Annotated in this window: 15 protein-coding genes; 10 read left to right on the top strand and 5 right to left on the bottom strand. The window is 70.8% G+C overall.

Features of this window, described 5'->3' with window-relative positions:
- The first annotated feature begins 105 nt into the window (after positions 1 to 105).
- The 7 genes from ACYVJ0_RS09985 to ACYVJ0_RS09955 are packed head-to-tail and all read left to right on the top strand — an operon-like array spanning position 106 to position 7,459.
- Positions 106 to 1,407, top strand: a complete 1,302-nt coding sequence (locus ACYVJ0_RS09985; RefSeq protein ID WP_460817597.1) for an extracellular solute-binding protein — start codon at positions 106 to 108, stop codon at positions 1,405 to 1,407.
- A complete protein-coding gene (locus ACYVJ0_RS09980; RefSeq protein ID WP_460817596.1) occupies positions 1,404 to 2,759 on the top strand; it encodes an alkaline phosphatase family protein in 1,356 nt (451 codons plus the stop codon). The genes ACYVJ0_RS09985 and ACYVJ0_RS09980 overlap by 4 nt, the downstream gene beginning before the upstream one ends.
- The gene (locus tag ACYVJ0_RS09975) at positions 2,749 to 3,810 is read left to right on the top strand and encodes an ABC transporter ATP-binding protein (RefSeq protein WP_460817594.1); all 1,062 of its coding nucleotides are present in this window, start codon (positions 2,749 to 2,751) and stop codon (positions 3,808 to 3,810) included. Before ACYVJ0_RS09980 ends, ACYVJ0_RS09975 begins: the two co-directional genes overlap by 11 nt.
- The gene (locus ACYVJ0_RS09970; RefSeq protein ID WP_460817592.1) at positions 3,807 to 4,694 is read left to right on the top strand and encodes a carbohydrate ABC transporter permease; all 888 of its coding nucleotides are present in this window, start codon (positions 3,807 to 3,809) and stop codon (positions 4,692 to 4,694) included. Before ACYVJ0_RS09975 ends, ACYVJ0_RS09970 begins: the two co-directional genes overlap by 4 nt.
- On the top strand, positions 4,691 to 5,515 hold the full coding sequence (locus ACYVJ0_RS09965) for a carbohydrate ABC transporter permease (RefSeq protein ID WP_460817590.1): 825 nt from the start codon (positions 4,691 to 4,693) through the stop codon (positions 5,513 to 5,515). The genes ACYVJ0_RS09970 and ACYVJ0_RS09965 overlap by 4 nt, the downstream gene beginning before the upstream one ends.
- A 49-nt stretch (positions 5,516 to 5,564) precedes the next feature.
- The gene (locus ACYVJ0_RS09960; RefSeq protein WP_166197512.1) at positions 5,565 to 6,977 is read left to right on the top strand and encodes an MBL fold metallo-hydrolase; all 1,413 of its coding nucleotides are present in this window, start codon (positions 5,565 to 5,567) and stop codon (positions 6,975 to 6,977) included.
- Entirely contained in the window at positions 6,974 to 7,459 is a 486-nt protein-coding gene (locus ACYVJ0_RS09955; protein ID WP_460817589.1) for a phosphatase domain-containing protein, read from the top strand. The genes ACYVJ0_RS09960 and ACYVJ0_RS09955 overlap by 4 nt, the downstream gene beginning before the upstream one ends.
- Positions 7,460 to 7,491: 32 nt before the next feature.
- On the opposite strand, the gene ACYVJ0_RS09950 is transcribed toward ACYVJ0_RS09955, so the two are convergent.
- Genes ACYVJ0_RS09950 through ACYVJ0_RS09940 form a run of 3 tightly spaced genes read right to left on the bottom strand, consistent with a single transcriptional unit; the run spans position 7,492 to position 10,941 of the window.
- Positions 7,492 to 8,814: a dihydrolipoamide acetyltransferase family protein gene (locus tag ACYVJ0_RS09950; RefSeq protein ID WP_460817587.1), complete on the bottom strand. Its 1,323-nt coding sequence runs from the start codon at positions 8,812 to 8,814 to the stop codon at positions 7,492 to 7,494.
- Between the two features lie 10 nt (positions 8,815 to 8,824).
- Entirely contained in the window at positions 8,825 to 9,790 is a 966-nt protein-coding gene (locus ACYVJ0_RS09945; protein ID WP_449853131.1) for an alpha-ketoacid dehydrogenase subunit beta, read from the bottom strand.
- Between the two features lie 11 nt (positions 9,791 to 9,801).
- Positions 9,802 to 10,941, bottom strand: a complete 1,140-nt coding sequence (locus tag ACYVJ0_RS09940; RefSeq protein ID WP_449853089.1) for a thiamine pyrophosphate-dependent dehydrogenase E1 component subunit alpha — start codon at positions 10,939 to 10,941, stop codon at positions 9,802 to 9,804.
- Between the two features lie 129 nt (positions 10,942 to 11,070).
- Between ACYVJ0_RS09940 and ACYVJ0_RS09935 the strand changes: the two genes are divergently transcribed.
- Positions 11,071 to 12,762, top strand: coding sequence for an AMP-binding protein (locus tag ACYVJ0_RS09935; RefSeq protein ID WP_460817585.1), 1,692 nt, complete (start codon positions 11,071 to 11,073; stop codon positions 12,760 to 12,762).
- A 37-nt stretch (positions 12,763 to 12,799) separates the two neighbouring features.
- Here the strand turns inward: ACYVJ0_RS09935 and ACYVJ0_RS09930 are convergent, their stop codons facing one another.
- Positions 12,800 to 13,861, bottom strand: a complete 1,062-nt coding sequence (locus ACYVJ0_RS09930) for a histidinol-phosphate transaminase (protein WP_460817583.1) — start codon at positions 13,859 to 13,861, stop codon at positions 12,800 to 12,802.
- Between the two features lie 102 nt (positions 13,862 to 13,963).
- Here ACYVJ0_RS09930 and ACYVJ0_RS09925 point away from each other — a divergent pair, with 102 nt between their 5' ends.
- On the top strand, positions 13,964 to 14,620 hold the full coding sequence (locus tag ACYVJ0_RS09925) for a hypothetical protein (RefSeq protein WP_460817582.1): 657 nt from the start codon (positions 13,964 to 13,966) through the stop codon (positions 14,618 to 14,620).
- Positions 14,621 to 14,708: 88 nt separating this feature from the next.
- On the top strand, positions 14,709 to 15,107 hold the full coding sequence (locus tag ACYVJ0_RS09920; RefSeq protein WP_449853085.1) for a phage holin family protein: 399 nt from the start codon (positions 14,709 to 14,711) through the stop codon (positions 15,105 to 15,107).
- 12 nt (positions 15,108 to 15,119) lie between these two features.
- Here ACYVJ0_RS09920 and ACYVJ0_RS09915 read toward each other — a convergent pair whose 3' ends face one another.
- Positions 15,120 to 16,466: a hypothetical protein gene (locus ACYVJ0_RS09915; RefSeq protein ID WP_449853084.1), complete on the bottom strand. Its 1,347-nt coding sequence runs from the start codon at positions 16,464 to 16,466 to the stop codon at positions 15,120 to 15,122.
- Positions 16,467 to 16,468: the final 2 nt, after the last annotated feature.

The raw sequence follows: 16,468 nt of genomic DNA, 5'->3' as shown, positions 1-16,468 counted from the left end.
CTTACGGTCTATCTCGCAGGCCCCACCTGCGCCCGGAGCTGGCTCACGCGATCTCGCGACCTGCGCCGCGCGGGCACCTCACGAGATGAACCTGGAGTCGCAGCCATGCCGAGGAAGCCTGTCCTTCTCACCGGTGCACTTGCACTGGTCCTGACCCTGACGGCCTGCGGTGCCGGCCCCGCCGATGAGACCGGCGACGACGGCGCGGAGCTCGTCACCGAGGTGACGGAGGAGACGACCGTCACCATGTGGCACACCCTCACCGGGCACCACCAAGAGGCGCTCGAGGCGCAGATCGCGCAGTTCAACGCCGAGCACGAGAACATGCGGATCGAGGCGCAGGCGCAGCCGCTCACCGACTTCGACTCGAAGGTGCAGCAGGCCGTCCGCAACGGCACGGGCCCGAACATGATCAGCGGCTACCCGAACATCGCGTCGTCGTACGTCGACGACGGCTTCCTCGTGGACTTCACGCCCTACGTCGAGGACGAGGAGATCGGGATCCCCGACTTCGAAGACAAGATCATGCCCGGCGTGTACGCGGAGGCGTCGCAGTGGGACGACCGACTCTACCTCTTCCCGCAGGCGCGCACCGGCGAGGTCCTCTTCTACAACGAGACCATGTACGACCAGCTCGGGCTGGACGTACCGCAGACCTGGACCGAGCTCGCCGAGAACAGCCGCGCCATCACCGAGGAGACCGGCAAGCCGGCGTTCGGATTCGACTCCGTCGTCGACGGGGTGCTGCTGCAGGTGATGCAGCGCGGCGGCTCGCTCGTCGATCCGGAGTCGATGACCTCGACGATCAACTCCGACACGACCACCGCGGTCTTCGAGGACCTGCAGTCGCTGTACGAGGACGGCGTGTACCGGCTCGTGGGCGAGGACCAGTACTTCTCCAACCCGTTCGGCGCCGAGGCGGTGTACTCGTACATCGGATCGAGCGCGGGATTCGAGTTCGTCGCCGACGCCGTCGGAGACAAGTTCGAGGTGGGCGTGGCGCCGGTGCCGCAGGAGGGCGGCACCCCCTACGTGAACTCGTGGGGCGGCTTCGGCATGGTGTTCGACACGACGCCCGAGGAGAACCTCGTGGCCTACACCTACTACAAGTGGCTCACCATGACCCCGGAGGTCGCCGCCCAGTCGTCGATCGACTACGGATCGGTTCCCGCCTCGCTCGAGGCGCAGCAGACCCCCGAGTTCGTGCAGTTCATGGAGGAGAACCCAGTGATGGGGGCGCTCGCAGAGAGCCTCGAGAACGTGGGTTACATCCCCGCGGTCACCGGCAGCGAGACGGCGCGCAGCTCGCTCGATCGCGCGGCGCAGCAGATCCTGCTGGGCGAGAGCGACATCGCGACCGCGCTCGAGGCCGCAGAGACCGAGACGAACGGGGCGATGGCCGAATGAGCGCGTCCGTCATGACCCAGACCACCCCCGAGGCGGGGCGGCGACCGAAGGCGCTGATCCTCTGCGTCGACGCCCTGTCGGCCGACGACTACGAGCTGCTCACCCGGCTCCCGAACTTCGGCCGGCTGATCGCCGAGGGCACGGTGATGCGCGAGACGCTGCCCGTGTTCCCGAGCCTCACCTACCCCAACCACACCTCGATCATCACCGGCTGCAACCCGGGCCGGCACGGCATCCACAACAACGAGGACGTCAAGGCGGGTGAGGTCGACCGTGCCTGGTTCAACCAGTACTCGCTGATCCAGGTCGAGACGCTGCTCGACATCGCCGCCAAGGCGGGACTCACCACCGGGGCGATCAGCTGGCCCATCACCGGCGGCGCACCGCTCGACGCCGTGCTGCCGATGATCGTGCCGTATCGCTACACGGGCTGGGAGCCGGAGCCGTACGTGCGCGGACACGCGACGGACGCGCACCTCGACGAGTACTTCTGGCGCTACGGCTACCACCTGATGGGCGAGAACCGCTCGCTCGATGCGTTCACGATGGCCGTCACACCCGATCTGATCCGCGACTTCGGGCAGCCGGACGTGCTGCTCGTGAAGCTGTGCGACCTCGACAGCGCTCGGCACCGTCACGGCCGGAACTCCCCGCAGGCGGAGGAGGAGCTGCGTCGGCACGACCAGCAGCTCGGTGTGCTCATCGGCGCGCTGAGCCGCTGGGGCGACCTCGACCAGACGGTGATCGCGATCGCCGGCGACCACGGGATCCAGGACGTCTCCGGCGTGCTGTACCTCAACGCCCTGCTGCGCGACGCGGGGTTCCTTGAGCTCGACGGCGACGGCGCGATCGTCGACTGGAAGGCGTACGCCCACTCGGCCGGGCAGTCCGCCTGGATCCAGCTGCGCGACCCCGACGACAGCGAGACGCGCGACGCCGTTGAGACGTGGCTCCGCGAGCTGGTCGAGGCGGGCTCGTACGGGCTGGCGCACCTGTTCACCAAGGAGCAGGCGGCGCAGGAGCACGGGCTCGTCGGCCCGTTCGACTACGTCGTCTGCGGTGAGGACGGACTCGCGTTCGAGACCTCGTGGCGCGCCGAGAGCGCGTATGTCGACGCGGCCGACGAGGGCTACTCGGGGCTGCGGGGCAACCACGGCGGCCTCCCGGTCACGGTGCCGACGCTCTCGCTGCTGCATGGCCCGGGCGTGCGGAAGGGGGCCCAGATCGCCCAGGCGAGCCTGATCGACCTCGCACCGACGCTCGCTCGGCTGCTCGGCCTGGAGTTCGAGGAGGCGCCGGACGGGCGCGTGCTCGACGAAGCGATCGTCGTGGAGCTCGTCGATGCGGATTGAGATCCGCGAGCTGGGGCGCACCTTCGGGAGCGCCCCAGCGGTCGAGGGGGTCTCCGCGACCATCGAGGACGGCGAGTTCATCTGCATCCTCGGACCATCGGGATGCGGAAAGACCACCACGCTCAACATGCTCGGCGGCATCATCGCGCCGACGGCCGGCACGATCCTCTTCGACGGCGTCGACGTCACGAAGGTCCCGGCGGAGAAGCGAGGCGTCGGGTTCGTCTTCCAGAACTACGCCCTCTATCCCCACCTCACCGTGGCCAAGAACATCGAGTTCCCCCTCGCGATCGAGCGGGTGCCGAGGGCCGAACGACGACGGCGTGTGCGCGAGGCCGCCGACCTGGTGCAGGTGGGCCCCTACCTGGATCGGCGCCCCGCCGAGCTGTCCGGCGGCCAGCAGCAGCGGGTCGCCATCGCCAGGGCGCTCGTGAAGAACCCGAGCCTGCTGCTGCTCGACGAGCCGCTGAGCAATCTCGACGCCCGGCTGCGCCTCGAGATGCGCATCGAGCTGCAGCGCATCCAGCGCGAGGCCAAGGTGACGACCGTGTTCGTCACCCACGATCAGGACGAGGCGATGAGCATCTCGGATCGCACCATGCTGATGAACCGAGGGCGGCTAGTGCACTTCGCCGATCCGCAGGAGCTGTATGACGACCCGGCGGAGCTGTTCGCCGCGACGTTCCTCGGGAACCCTCCCATCAACCAGCTGCGGGGGCGCATCGACGACGGCGATCTGACGCTCGCCGACGGCACGATCGTGCAGGGCATCGCCCCCGCCGGCCTCACGGTGGATGCGGCGATCGTCGGCGTCCGATCCGAGACGGTCACGCTCGCGTCGACCGCCCCGCGGGCACGCGCGCGGGTCGAGGACCTCCAGTACGTCGGCCGCGATGTGTACGCGGACGTGCGCCTCGGCGACGCGCGCCTCAGCGCGCTCGTCTCGCGGCGCGAGGTCGACCGGTCGCTCGTGGGCACCGAGGTTCCGATCGGCTTCGACGCCGACGGAGTGTACGTCTTCGACGCCGAGTCGGGTCGGCGCATCCGATGACCGCAAACCGTCGGTCATGGCCCCGCGCAACGGCGTACCTGCTGCCGTTCCTCGTCGGGACCGCGATCTTCACGGTGTACCCCATCGTCTACCTGCTGATCGTGGCGTTCCAGGAGGACTACAACATCCTGACCCGGGAGTTCTCGCAGTTCGGGCTCTCGAACTTCGAGGCGGTCCTGCGGGATCCGGACTTCGGGAACGCGGCGCGGAACACCGCCCTGTACACGGTGATCGTCGTGCCCGTCACGATCTCGCTCGGTCTGGCGATCGCGTCGCTGCTGGCGAGGATCCGCTTCCTCCGGCCCTTCTACCAGACAGCCCTCTTCCTTCCGCTGGTCACGTCGTCCGTCGCCATCGGCATGGTGTGGAAGTACATCTACAACGCCGACTACGGGCTGCTGAACTTCCTGCTGTCGACGATCGGACTCGATCCGGTGAACTGGCTCAACGATCCCCGCTGGAACATGCCGGCGCTGGTGATCTTCGGCGTCTGGAGCGCCCTGCCATTCACCATCCTCATCTTCGTCGCCGCGCTGCAGTCCATCGGCGAGCAGTACTACACGGCGGCCCGGATCGACGGCGCGACCGTCGTGCAGAGGTTCTTCCGGATCACGGTGCCCCTGATGGGATCGACGATCGGCCTCGTCGCCGTGCTGAACCTCATCGACAGCTCGAAGGTGTTCAGCGAGCTGTTCCCACTCTTCAACGGCAGCCCGGGTGCGGGGTTCTCGCTCTACACCGTCGTCTACTACATCTACGAGCAGCTCTCGGCCGAATGGGATCTGGGCCGTGCGGCCGCGGCATCCCTCCTGCTCTTCGCCGCGGTGCTCGTGCTCACGCTCCTGCAGGCGGTCCTGCAGCGCGCACGAAGGAGGCGCTCATGAGGGAGTCGGCACTCAACCGCATCGTGTCGCACGCGGCGCTCATCGCCGCGTCCGCGATCATGCTGTTCCCGTTCATCTGGATGCTGCTGTCTGCCTTCAAGTCGCCGACCGAGATCGCCACCGTGCCGCCGCAGCTGCTGCCGGCGGAGCTCCGCTTCGGCAACTTCGCATTCGCCCTCGAGACCGGGCGCTTCGACCAGTACTTCCTGAACACGTTCATCGTCGCGGCGTCCGTCGTGCTGCTGTCGCTGCTCACGTCGGTCCTCGCGGCGTACGCCCTCGCGTTCTTCGACTTCGCGGGCAAGACCGCCCTCCTGGCGCTCGCCGTCGCCTTCATGATGGTGCCGTTCGAGGTGCTCGTGATCGTCAACTACGACACCGTCGTGCAGTGGGGGCTCGTCGACACCCTCGTGGCGCAGATCCTGCCGTTCACCACCAGCATCCTGTCGACGCTGATCCTGACCAACGCGTTCCGCAAGGTGCCGGCCACCCTGCGCGTCGCGTCTCGGATCGACGGCGCGTCGAGCTGGGCGTTCCTCTGGCGGGTGGTGGTGCCCATGAACCGGCCCTCCCTCGTGACCGTCTCGGTGCTCTCAGCGATCGCGAGCTGGAACGCATTCCTGTGGCCGCTGCTCGTGACCAACACGACCGAGAAGCGCACCCTGACCATCGGCCTGTACAACTTCATCACCGAGGGCGGTGTGCGCTACGAGCGGCTGATGGCGGCGAGTGCCGTGGTGATCGTCCCGATGGTGATCGTGTTCCTGATGCTGCGCCGGCAGATCATCAACGGCGTCTCGACCCAGGGCATGAAGCAGTGACCGCGCCGGAACTCCCCGGCATCCGCATCTCGAGAGAAGGAGCAGCCTCATGACGAGCACCCGAATCACCCTCCACGGCGGCATCGGCACGGTCGGCGGCGTCGTCGCCGAGATCGTCCACGGGACCGATCGCGTGATCTGCGAGATCGGCACCGGCTACACCCCCGACCTCGACGTCTACGACGGCGTCGTCGAACGTCGCCACGCGGCGTGGATGAAGGACGCCCGTCTCACCGGCGCCGCGCCGGCCGTGCCCGACCTGTACCCGCCGCGCGAGGGCCGCCACAACACGGCCGTGCTGGTGTCGCACCTGCACCTCGACCACATGTCGGCGATGGGATTCGTGGACAACACGGTTCCGGTGTACATCTCGGAGCCGGCGCTGCGCATCGAGCGCGCGCTGCAGGACATCGGGCAGGGCGTGCACCCGCACCACACGGCTTATCGGGTGTTCGAGCCGGAGGAGCGGATCCGAGTGGGCGCGATCGAAGTGCTGCCCATCCGCACGAGCACGGGGGCATACCAGGACTTCAGCTTCGTGATCAGCGCCCCCGACTGCACGATCCACTACACGGGCGACCTCTCCCTCCACAGCAGCGAGCCGGAGCTGACGTGGGACGAGATGAAGCGGGTCTCGGCGATGGACGTCGACCTCCAGCTGATCGACGTGACGTCGCTCATGGACGACACGCTCAGGATGGTCTACGGCACGACGGAGGTCGAGATCGCCTCGTCGCCCGAGCTGCCGGACGGCATGCTCTCGTCGGAGCAAGCGTTCGACGCGTACCGCCAGGTGCTGCCGGCCCATCGGGGCGCGGCGGTCGTGAACTTCTACGAACGGGAGGCGGATCAGATCGAGCAGTTCGACGCTCTCGCGCGCTCCTGCGGGCGACGACTCGTGCTCGAGCCGGAGACCGGCTATCTGATGTGGCGCTTCACCGGCCGGGCGCCGGTCGTCGCCGTGCCCGATTTCGCGCGGTACCTCGACGAGAACCGCCCGGCGTGGATGCGGGAGCTGCTCGACGCGGCCGAGGTGGTCGACTGGGCCGACATCGTGGCGAATCCGACGGCGTACCTCGCGCAGGTGAGCTACCGGAACTCCGCTCAGCTCTTCGACCTCATCGACGCGGACGGCCTCTACGTCCACGCTGACGGCGTGCCGATCGGCGCCTTCGATCCGGCCTTCGCGAATCTGCGCCGCATCGTCGACCTCGCCGGCTTCCGGTACTTCGCGACCTTCCAGCAGAACTTCTTCGGCCACGGCTACCCGAACCAGGTCCGCTACTACGCGGAGCAGATCGGCGCCGACGTGATCTGGCCGGTGCACAGCAAGAACCCGGAGCGCTTCTCGGTGTCGGGCGAGTCGGTCGTCATGGTGCCGGAGCTCGGCGTTCCATATCGCGTTACCCGCGAGGCCGGCAGGACCCGTCTGGTCGCGGACGAGACGAAGGGTCAGTCGTGAGCTCCACCACCCCCGAGTTCGCCGCCGAGCCCCTCGACCGGATCGTCGTCGAACGCTACGAGCCCGATCCGCGGCTGCCCGAGGCGGTCATCGTCGACTTCGACGGCACGCTGGCGCACATGGATCGGCGCGGACCGTATGAGTTCCATCGGGTGGGCGAGGATCGCGTCGACCCGGCCGTGAAGCGGCTCGTGAGCCTCCTGGCCCCCAGCGTGAAGATCGTCGTCCTCACGGGGCGAGACGACAGCTGCGAGGCGGAGTCGCGCGCGTGGCTGGCGGACAACGAGGTGCCGTTCGACGAGCTGCACATGCGCGCGACCGGCGACCGCCGCAGCGACGCGCGAGTGAAGTTCGAGATCTTCGACACCCGTCTGCGCAGCCGGTTCCACGTGATCGCCGCGATCGACGATCGCAACTCGGTGGTCGAGATGTGGCGCAGGCTCGGGATCAAGTGTCTGCAGGCTCAGGACGGCGATTTCTGACCGCTCCTGACCGGCGCCGGTCGCGATCCGGCTCAGTCGAGCAGCAGCGCGGGCTCCTCGAGCACGGCCGCGATGTCGGCGAGGAAGCGGCTGATCTTGTCGCCGTCGACGATGCGGTGGTCGAACGATCCCGACACCGTCGTCACCCAGGCCGGGCGCACCTCGCCGTCGACCACCCACGGCTTCTGCCGGATCGCGCCCATCGCGACGATGCCCGCCTCGCCCGGGTTGATGATCGGTGTGCCGGCGTCCATCCCGAACACGCCGATGTTCGTGATCGTGATGGTGCCGCCCTGCTGGTCCTCGGGGCGGGTCTTGCCCTCGCGCGCGGTCTGCGTGAGGTTCTGCAGCGCGACGGCGAGCTCGCGCGTCGACATCGCGTGCGCGTCCTTGATGTTGGGCACGAGCAGGCCGCGCGGAGTCGCGGCCGCGATGCCCAGGTTCACGTAGCCGCGCACCTGGATCTCGGCGCCGTCCTCGGTCTCGATCCACGCCGAGTTGATCTCGGGCGTGCGCTGCACGGCCCACATCAGCGCCTTGGCGAAGACGAGCAGCGGCGAGATGCGCACGTCGGCGAACTGCGGCTGCTGCTTGAGCCGCTGCACGAACTCCATGGTGCGGCTGGCGTTGACGTCGGTCCACACCGAGACGTGCGGGGCCGTGTACGCGGATCCGACGATCGCGTTGGCGGTCGCCTTGCGCACGCCCTTGACGGGGATCGCCTCGTAGCGGTCGTCGGCGGGGCGCGGGGGCGTCGCCCGCGGCGGGGCGGGGATGCGTCGCTCGCGCTCCTCGGGCCACTGCGGCGTCTCGAGGTTGCGGAACACCTTGGCCTGCTCGGCGTGCCGCAGCACGTCGTCGCGCGTCACCTCGCCGGCGGCTCCCGTTGCGGTCACGTCCGACAGCTCGATGCCGAGGTCGCGCGCGAGCTTGCGGATCGGCGGCTTGGCGACCACGCCCACGGCGGCCGCGACGGTCTTCTCGCGCGGGGCCTTGCGCCGGCGGGTCTGCACCTCGCCGCCCGTGCCGTAGCCGACGAGCACCGAGCCGCCGGCGTCCGACGCCCCGGTGGAAGACTCGGCGGCCGGCGCCTGCGGTGCCTCGGCCGCGGGCACGTCCGACTCGCCCGACACGGCCAGGATCGGCGTGCCGACGGCGACGGTCTCGCCCTCCGCCACGAGCAGCTCCGACACCGTTCCGGCGAACGGCGAGGGCAGCTCCACGAGCGACTTGGCCGTCTCGATCTCGGCGACCACGTCGTTCACCGCCACGGCGTCGCCCGGCTTCACGTGCCACTGCACGATCTCGGCCTCGGTCAGTCCCTCGCCGACGTCGGGCAGGTTGTAGGTCTGCATCGGGATCCTCCTAGTAGGCCAGCGCGCGGTCGACGGCCTCGAGCACGCGGTCCGCGTCGGGCAGGTACGACCCCTCCAGCTTGGCCGGGGGGAAGGGCACGTCGAAGCCCGAGACGCGCAGCACGGGCGCCTCGAGCGAGTAGAACGCCCGCTCGGTCACGGTCGCGGCGATCTCGCTGCCCACGCTCGCGAAGCCCTGCGCCTCCTGCGCCACGACCATGCGGCCCGTGGCGCGCACCGAGTCGAGCAGGGGGCCGTAGTCGACCGGCGAGAGCGAGCGCAGGTCGATCACCTCGCAGCTCGTGCCCTCGGCCTCAGCGAGCACGGCCGCCTGCAGCAGCGTGGTCACCATGGCGCCGTGGCCCACGAGCGTCACGTCGGTGCCCTTGCGCACCACGCGGCTGCCGTGCAGCGGCATGGCGCGCTCGCCCAGATCCACCTCGCCCTTGTGCCAGTACCGCGACTTGGGCTCCATGAAGATCACCGGATCGTTCGACGCGATCGCGTCCTGGATCATCCAGTACGCGTCGTTCGGCGTCGACGGGCTCACGACCCGCAGGCCCGGCGTGTGGGCGAAGTACGCCTCCGGGCTCTCCTGGTGGTGCTCCACGGCGCCGATGTGCCCGCCGTACGGGATGCGGATGACGACGGGCAGCGACAGCGCGCCCTCGTGCCGATTGGTGAGCTTGGCCAGCTGCGTGGTGATCTGGTCGAAGGCGGGGAAGACGAACCCGTCGAACTGGATCTCGACCACGGGGCGGAACCCGCCCATCGCCAGACCGATCGCGGTGCCGACGATGCCGGACTCGGCCAGCGGCGTGTCGAGCACGCGGCGGTCGCCGAACGACGCCAGCAGGCCCTCCGTCACACGGAACACGCCGCCGAGGCGGCCGATGTCCTCGCCCATCATGAGCACGCGGTCGCTGTCGGCCATGGCCTTGCGCAGGCCGGCGTTCAGCGCCTTGCCGAACGTCATCACCTCGACGGTCACTCGCCTGCCTCCTCGAACGACGCCTCGTACTCGGCCAGCCACGCGGCCTGCTCCCGCATGAGCGGGTGCGGCTCGGAGTACACGTGGGCGAACATCGACTCCGGGGCCGGGCCCTCCAGCTGCAGCGTCCGCACGCGCACGTCCTCCGCATAGGCGGCCGCGTCGGCGTCCACGCCCGCGAAGAACGCGTCCGAGGCGCCGCGCGAGCGCAGGTAGGTGCGCATCCGCTCGATCGGATCGCGCTGCGCCCAGCGCTGCTCCTCGTCGCTCGTGCGGTACTTCGTCGGATCGTCGCTCGTCGTGTGCGCACCCATCCGGTACGTGACCGCCTCGATCGCGCGCGGCCCCGCTCCGGAGCGCGCCTCGTCGAGCGCGAGCTTCGTCACGGCGTAGCCGGCGAGCACGTCGTTGCCGTCGATCCGGATGCTCTCCATGCCGTACCCGCGGGCGCGATCCGCCAGCGGCACGGGCGACTGCGTCGACACGGGCACCGAGATGGCCCACTGGTTGTTCTGGAGGAAGAAGACCTGCGGCGCGCGGTAGCTGTTGGCGAACACCATGGCCTCGTGCACGTCGCCCTGGCTCGAGGCGCCGTCGCCGTAGTAGACCATCACGGCCTCGTCGGTCTCGGCGTCGCCCGTGCCCGCCTTGCCGTCGAAGCTCAGGCCCATCGCGAAGCCCGTGGCGTGCAGCGTCTGCGAGCCGAGCACGAGCGTGTAGAGGCGGGTGCGGCCGTTCTTCGGGTCGGTGGGGTCCCAGCCGCCGTGGCTGACGCCGCGCATGAGCTTGATGATGTCGACGGGATCGACGCCGCGGATCGTGCACACGACGTGCTCGCGGTACGAAGGGAAGATGTGGTCCTGCGGGCGCGCGGCGCGGGCCGACCCCACCTGCGCGGCCTCCTGCCCCTGCGAGGGCGGCCACAGCGCGAGCTGTCCCTGCCGCTGCAGCAGCGTGGCCTGCCGGTCGAATGCGCGGACCACCGCCATGTCGCGGTAGAACGTCTCGAGCGTGCCGTCGTCGAGCGCATCGATCACCGGCAGGTAGCGCTCCGCCGCCTCGGTGGGCGCGATCGCGCCGTCAGCGCCGAGAATGCGCACCAGGCCGTCGTCCGTCTCATTCCACGCCGAAGTCACCGTTCCACGCTAGGGCCGCCCCGGCGGATCGGCGGTGCGGCACTCCCGACAACGCCTTCGCGAATCCGATGGCGGGATCCCACAGTCGTATGCGGCGCCGCGAATGCCCGGCGGGAATAGGGTCGTCGAATGGGCGTCACCGAGATCTACCGCGCCGCGCGCGACCACCTGCTCAGCCTGGCGGGCGATCACGCCGCCGCCAGCGAGTTCCGCTGGCCCGACCTGGGCGACGAGTTCAACTGGGCGGTCGACTGGTTCGACCGCATCGCCGAGGGCAACGACACCCCCGCGCTCGTCATCGTGGAGGAGGACGGATCGTCGCTCGAGCGCTCCTTCGCCGAGCTCTCGCGCGACTCGGACGTGCTCGCCGCCTGGCTCGCGGAGCAGGGCGTGCGCGCGGGCGACCCCGTGATGCTCATGCTCGGCAACCAGGTGGAGATGTGGGAGTCGATGCTCGCGCTCATGAAGCTCGGCGCCGTCATCCTGCCCACCACCGTCGCGATCGGTGCCGGCGACCTCGCCGACCGCGTGACGCGCGGCGACGTGCGCGCCGTCATCTGCAACGCCGCCGACACGGGCAAGTTCGAGGATCTGAGCGGGTTCGCGCGCTTCAGCGTGGGCACGGCCGACGGCTGGACCGATCTGCACGAGGCCGCCGAGCGGCCGTGGGCGCCGCTGCCGCACCCGCGCACGAGGACGACCGATCCGCTGCTGCGCTACTTCACGTCGGGCACGACGTCGAAGCCCAAGCTCGTCGAGCACTCGCAGGTGTCGTATCCCGTCGGCCACCTGTCGACGATGTACTGGATCGGCGTGCGCCCCGGCGACACGCACCTGAACATCTCGTCGCCCGGCTGGGGCAAGCACGCCTGGAGCAGCTTCTTCGCCCCGTGGATCGCCGAGGCGACGATCTTCGTCTACAACTACGCGCGCTTCGACGCCGCGGCCCTGCTGGCCGAGCTGCGCCGCCGCGAGGTGAACACGTTCTGCGGCCCGCCCACCGTGTGGCGCATGCTCATCGGCGCCGACCTCGGCGAGCGCCCGCCGGCGCTGCGCGAGCTGCTCTCGGCGGGCGAGCCCCTGAACCCCGAGGTCATCTCGCGCGTGGAGCGGGCGTGGGGGCTGACGATCCGCGACGGCTTCGGGCAGACCGAGACCACGGCGCAGATCGGCAACACTCCCGGGTCGCCGCTCAAGCCCGGATCGATGGGCCGCCCCCTGCCGGGCTACCCCGTCGTGCTGCTCGACAGCGAGACGGGCCAGCCCGTCGAGGGCGTCGGCGAGGGCGAGCTCGGCCTCGACCTGTCGCGACCGGTGCTGTCGCTCATGACCGGCTACTGGGGCGACCCCGATCGCACGGCGGCGGCGACGCGCGACGGCTACTACCGCACGGGCGACGTGGCGGCGCGGGACGAGGACGGCTACATCACCTACATCGGCCGCACCGACGACGTCTTCAAGGCCAGCGACTACAAGATCAGCCCGTTCGAGCTCGAGTCGGTGCTCATCGCGCACCCCGCGGTCTCCGAGGCGGCCGTCGTTCCGGCGCCCGACCCTGTGCGCCTCGCCGTGCCGAAGGCGTACATCGCCCTCGCGCCGGGGCGCGAGCCGAGCGCGGAGGTGGCCGAGAGCATCCTGCGCCACTGCCGCGAGAACCTCGCGCCCTACCTGCGGGTGCGCCGCGTGGAGTTCTTCGAGCTGCCGAAGACGATCTCGGGCAAGATCCGCCGCGTCGAGCTGCGGGCGCGCGAGGAGCACCCCGACACCGACTTCTCGGCCGAGTACCGCGAGGAGCACTTCCCCGGCCTGCGGCGCCGCTGAGGCGTCCGCTGCCGAACGCGCCGGGTGCCCGAGCGCGTCAGCGCAGGGAGCGTGCCACGTCGAGGACCGGCGCGAGCGACTCCTCCTCGCCGACCGAGATGCGCACGCCCTCCGGGAAGGGCCGCACGATGAGCCCGGCGTCGTCGAACGCGCGCGCCACGGCGGGGTCGGCGGTCGGCAGCCACACGAAGTTCGCCTGCGAGTCGGGCACGTCCCAGCCGGCGGCGCGCAGGCCGGAGACGAGCCGGTCTCGCCGCTCCGCGATCACGGCGACGCGCTCGGCGATCTCGGCCTCGTGCCGCAGGCTGGCGACGGCCGCCGCCTCGGCCTGCGCCGTGACGGAGAGCGGGATGAGGGTCGCGCGCGCCGCGTCGAGCACGCGCGGGTGCCCGATCGCGTAGCCGACGCGCAGCGCCGCGAGTCCGTACGCCTTCGAGAACGTGCGCAGCACGACGACGTTCGGGTGCCGCTCGAACACCCGCTCCCCCAGACCGTCGACGGCCGCGTCGTCGGTGACGAACTCGGCGTACGCCTCGTCGAGCAGGATCAGCACCTCGCTCGGCACGCGCGCGACGAAGTCCGCGAACTGCGCGCTCGTGATGACGGGACCGGTCGGGTTGTTGGGCGTGCACAGCAGGATGCAGCGCGTGCGCTCGGTCACGGCGGCTGCCATGGCGTCGAGGTCGTGCCCGCCGTCGGCGCGGTTCGGCACCTCCACGCCGGTCGCCCCCGCCACGAGCACGAGGCCCGGGTAGGCCTCGAACGAGCGCCACGCGTAGAGCACCTCGTCGCCGGACGAGGCGGCGGCCTGGATGAACGCCGCCAGCAGCGAGACGCTGCCGGCGCCCACGAGAACCTGCCCGGGGTCCACCCCGTGCTTCGCCCCCAGCGCCTCCCGCAGGCGCGCCGCGGTCGCGTCGGGGTAGCGGTTGAGCGTCGCCTCGGCCCGCACGGCCTCGACCACCCCGGGCAGCGGCTCGAACGGGTTCTCGTTGCTCGAGAGCTTGAACCCGCCCGCTCCGGCGGCCCGCCCTTGCTTGTAGGGCGGCAGCGCCGCGATCTCGGGCCGGATGCGGGGGAGGACGGGCTCGCTGGTCACCCGACGATCCTATGGCGGCGCCCGCGGTGGGCAGATCCGCCCAGATCTGTCCGCCGGCGGCCGCGCCCCTGGGCGCTACCGTTCCTCCAGTACTTCAACCGCTTGAACGACGCCGCGACCCGGCTCAACGCCGGCGCCCAGCTCGCCGTCTGGCTCGTCCTCGGCTCGCAGTTCGCCGGCCTGGCCGGCGCCGACTACCGGATCGTCCTGCCGCTCGTGCTCGTCGCGTGCCTCCTCGCGCTGGCGAGCCTGGCGATCGGCCTGCCCCTCTTCTTCCGCGCGAACCGGCGCCTGCTGCGGGAGCTGGCCGACGCGTCCGGCGCCTACGTCGCGCGGGGCGTCGAGGGCGAGTTCGCTCCCGCGCGGGTCGTGCGCAGCAGGTCGGCCGCGGGCGTGCCCGGATTCCTGGCCGGCTACCCCACCCCCGTGGAGCCCACGGCCCGCATCGTGGTGCTGCACGCGCTGGCCGCGCAGGGCCCGCGCCGGGTGCTCGCGCTCGTGCCCGCGTCGTGGCAGCCGCGCCTGCCCAATCGCGCCCTCGCCGCCGTGCGCCTCGCCTCCCCCGACACCGACGTCGCCGTGCTGGACGGCCGGGTCGACGCCGCCACGCTCGGGCAGATCGCGGCCGATCCTCGCTGGCGGACGTCGCTGCCCCACGGTCCCATCGGCCGCGAGCTCGGATGGATCGGCGCCGCGGCGGTCCTCGGCCTGGCTGTCGGATTCGGGGTGCCGATGATCGTGAACGCGCTGATCGGCTGACGGCGCGGCGCCTGCCGTCAGCGGCGCCTGCCGGCGCGTGCGGGAGCCGCGGCTCCCGCCACACGGCGCGCGATGCCAGACTGGGGCCATGCGCTTCCTCATCCGCTCGATCGTGAACGGCTTCGGCATCTGGGTGCTCACCCTGATCCCGTTCCTGCAGATCACCGTCACGGCGTTCCCGCCGGCCGACGACCTGCAGCTGGTGCTCACGCTCGCGCTGCTGGGCGCGCTGTTCGGCCTCGTGAACACCGTGATCGGCACGATCATCAAGATCGTCGCGTTCCCGCTGTTCGTGCTCACGCTGGGGCTCATCTCGCTGCTGCTCAACGGCGTGCTGCTCATGATCACCGCCTGGATCACGAGCTTCTGGGGCTGGGGCCTGTCGACGGGCGACTTCTGGCCGGCGGTGCTCGCCGGCATCCTGCTGAGCATCATCAACTGGGTGTTCGGGATCGTGCTGCGGCCCCAGGCGAAGAAGGGCCGCTGACGCCGCCACGGCTCATTCCTCCTCGATCCGGGTCGCGCTGTACTCGGTGACGTCGACGTCGACCGCTCCGTCGAGCGCGGCGAGCGCCTCGCGCACGGCCCCGACGCGGGGATCGTCGCTCGCGTCGACCATGGCGGCGGTCTCGGCGTAGGCGTCGAGCCGGTGCGCCGGCACCGTGTACTCCTCGCTCCCGATCGACGGATCGAACAGGCGCTCCACGACGAGGCTGTCGGGCGATCCGGCCCCCGCCGCCATGCCGCCGCTCGCCAGCAGGGCGACCGGATCGTCGGTGTGGCGCACCGCGACCGCGAGGGTGCCCGGCTCGGTCTGCGCGTCGACCGGCGAGCCGAAGCCGATGTTCGTGGCCACCTCGTAGCCGCCCTCCACCGCCAGCCGCGCGCCGATCATCGCGCCCTGGCTGAAGCCGGCGATGTGCAGCACATCGCCGGGCTGCGCCCCCGCACGCTCGAGCGCCTCCTGTGTGGCCTGGAACGAGGCCGAGCGCTCGCCGCCGTACAGCTCGACGTTGGAGCGCCAGTCCCACGCGTCGTCGTCGCCGCCATGCGTGCCGGCGAGGTACACCGCGAACTGGCGCGACCCGTCCGGCATCGTGTACCTCTCCACCCGCACCCGGGCGTCGCCGCCGGACGGGATCCGCCGCGCCACCTCCTCGAGCCCGGTGGGGGCGACCGCGGCGCCCACGCTCGTCACCCGCACCCGCACCGGCTCCGCCGCACCGGTCAGGCGTGCGCCGGCCGGCACGACGCCCAGCCCGAGCGCGGGCACGTGCATGCGCAGGAACATCGGCAGCAGCATCAGCACAGACAGGAGCGTCCCCCGCAGCCCGTGGAGAATCGGCTCCAACGGGATGGCGTACCCCGGCGGCGGCGGTGCGGACCTCCACTGCCGCTCGAACTCCACGCCGACCTCGGCGCGCCACTGCGCCAGCAGCGCGTCGGCCTGCGCCAGCGCGGCGGGATCCGCCGACTCCATCGCCGCGATCCGCTCCTCGATCCCGCGGAGCTCGCGCTCCGCCGCCGGCCCCTCCCCCGGCCACTGCCGCATCAGCTCCGCGAGCACGCGCAGCTCCACCAGCTCGTAGGCGTCGGCCACCGTGCGGATGCGGCTCGCGAGGTCGTCGAGGTCGGGGCCGACCCGGGAGATCCGGTCCTGCAGCGCGGGGACATCCCAGTACGTCGGGCTCAGCAGGGCGAGCTCCCGCATCCTCCAGGCCGCGTCGTCGGCCTCGGCGGCCGCGGAGTCGACCCAGCCGCGCGCCTCGTCCACGCGTGCCGCCAGCTCGCGCAGCTCGCCGGGGTCGACGGCGATCGCTCCTCCCGCACGGATCTCGAGGGTCATCG

Source organism: Microbacterium petrolearium, from assembly GCF_054782875.1.
The sequence above is the reverse complement of the archived record's forward strand: the minus strand, read 5'-3'. Positions and strand labels throughout refer to the sequence as shown.

What these genes read in the sequence shown, in the direction of transcription:
- ACYVJ0_RS09985 (WP_460817597.1), top strand. Translation starts at nt 106, where the DNA reads ATGCCGAGGAAGCCTGTCCTTCTCACCGGTGCACTTGCACTGGTCCTG.
- ACYVJ0_RS09975 (WP_460817594.1), top strand. Translation starts at nt 2,749, where the DNA reads ATGCGGATTGAGATCCGCGAGCTGGGGCGCACCTTCGGGAGCGCCCCA.
- ACYVJ0_RS09960 (WP_166197512.1), top strand. Translation starts at nt 5,565, where the DNA reads ATGACGAGCACCCGAATCACCCTCCACGGCGGCATCGGCACGGTCGGC.
- ACYVJ0_RS09945 (WP_449853131.1), bottom strand. Translation starts at nt 9,790, where the DNA reads ATGACGTTCGGCAAGGCGCTGAACGCCGGCCTGCGCAAGGCCATGGCC.
- ACYVJ0_RS09970 (WP_460817592.1), top strand. Translation starts at nt 3,807, where the DNA reads ATGACCGCAAACCGTCGGTCATGGCCCCGCGCAACGGCGTACCTGCTG.
- ACYVJ0_RS09965 (WP_460817590.1), top strand. Translation starts at nt 4,691, where the DNA reads ATGAGGGAGTCGGCACTCAACCGCATCGTGTCGCACGCGGCGCTCATC.
- ACYVJ0_RS09980 (WP_460817596.1), top strand. Translation starts at nt 1,404, where the DNA reads ATGAGCGCGTCCGTCATGACCCAGACCACCCCCGAGGCGGGGCGGCGA.
- ACYVJ0_RS09950 (WP_460817587.1), bottom strand. Translation starts at nt 8,814, where the DNA reads ATGCAGACCTACAACCTGCCCGACGTCGGCGAGGGACTGACCGAGGCC.
- ACYVJ0_RS09920 (WP_449853085.1), top strand. Translation starts at nt 14,709, where the DNA reads ATGCGCTTCCTCATCCGCTCGATCGTGAACGGCTTCGGCATCTGGGTG.
- ACYVJ0_RS09915 (WP_449853084.1), bottom strand. Translation starts at nt 16,466, where the DNA reads ATGACCCTCGAGATCCGTGCGGGAGGAGCGATCGCCGTCGACCCCGGC.
- ACYVJ0_RS09935 (WP_460817585.1), top strand. Translation starts at nt 11,071, where the DNA reads ATGGGCGTCACCGAGATCTACCGCGCCGCGCGCGACCACCTGCTCAGC.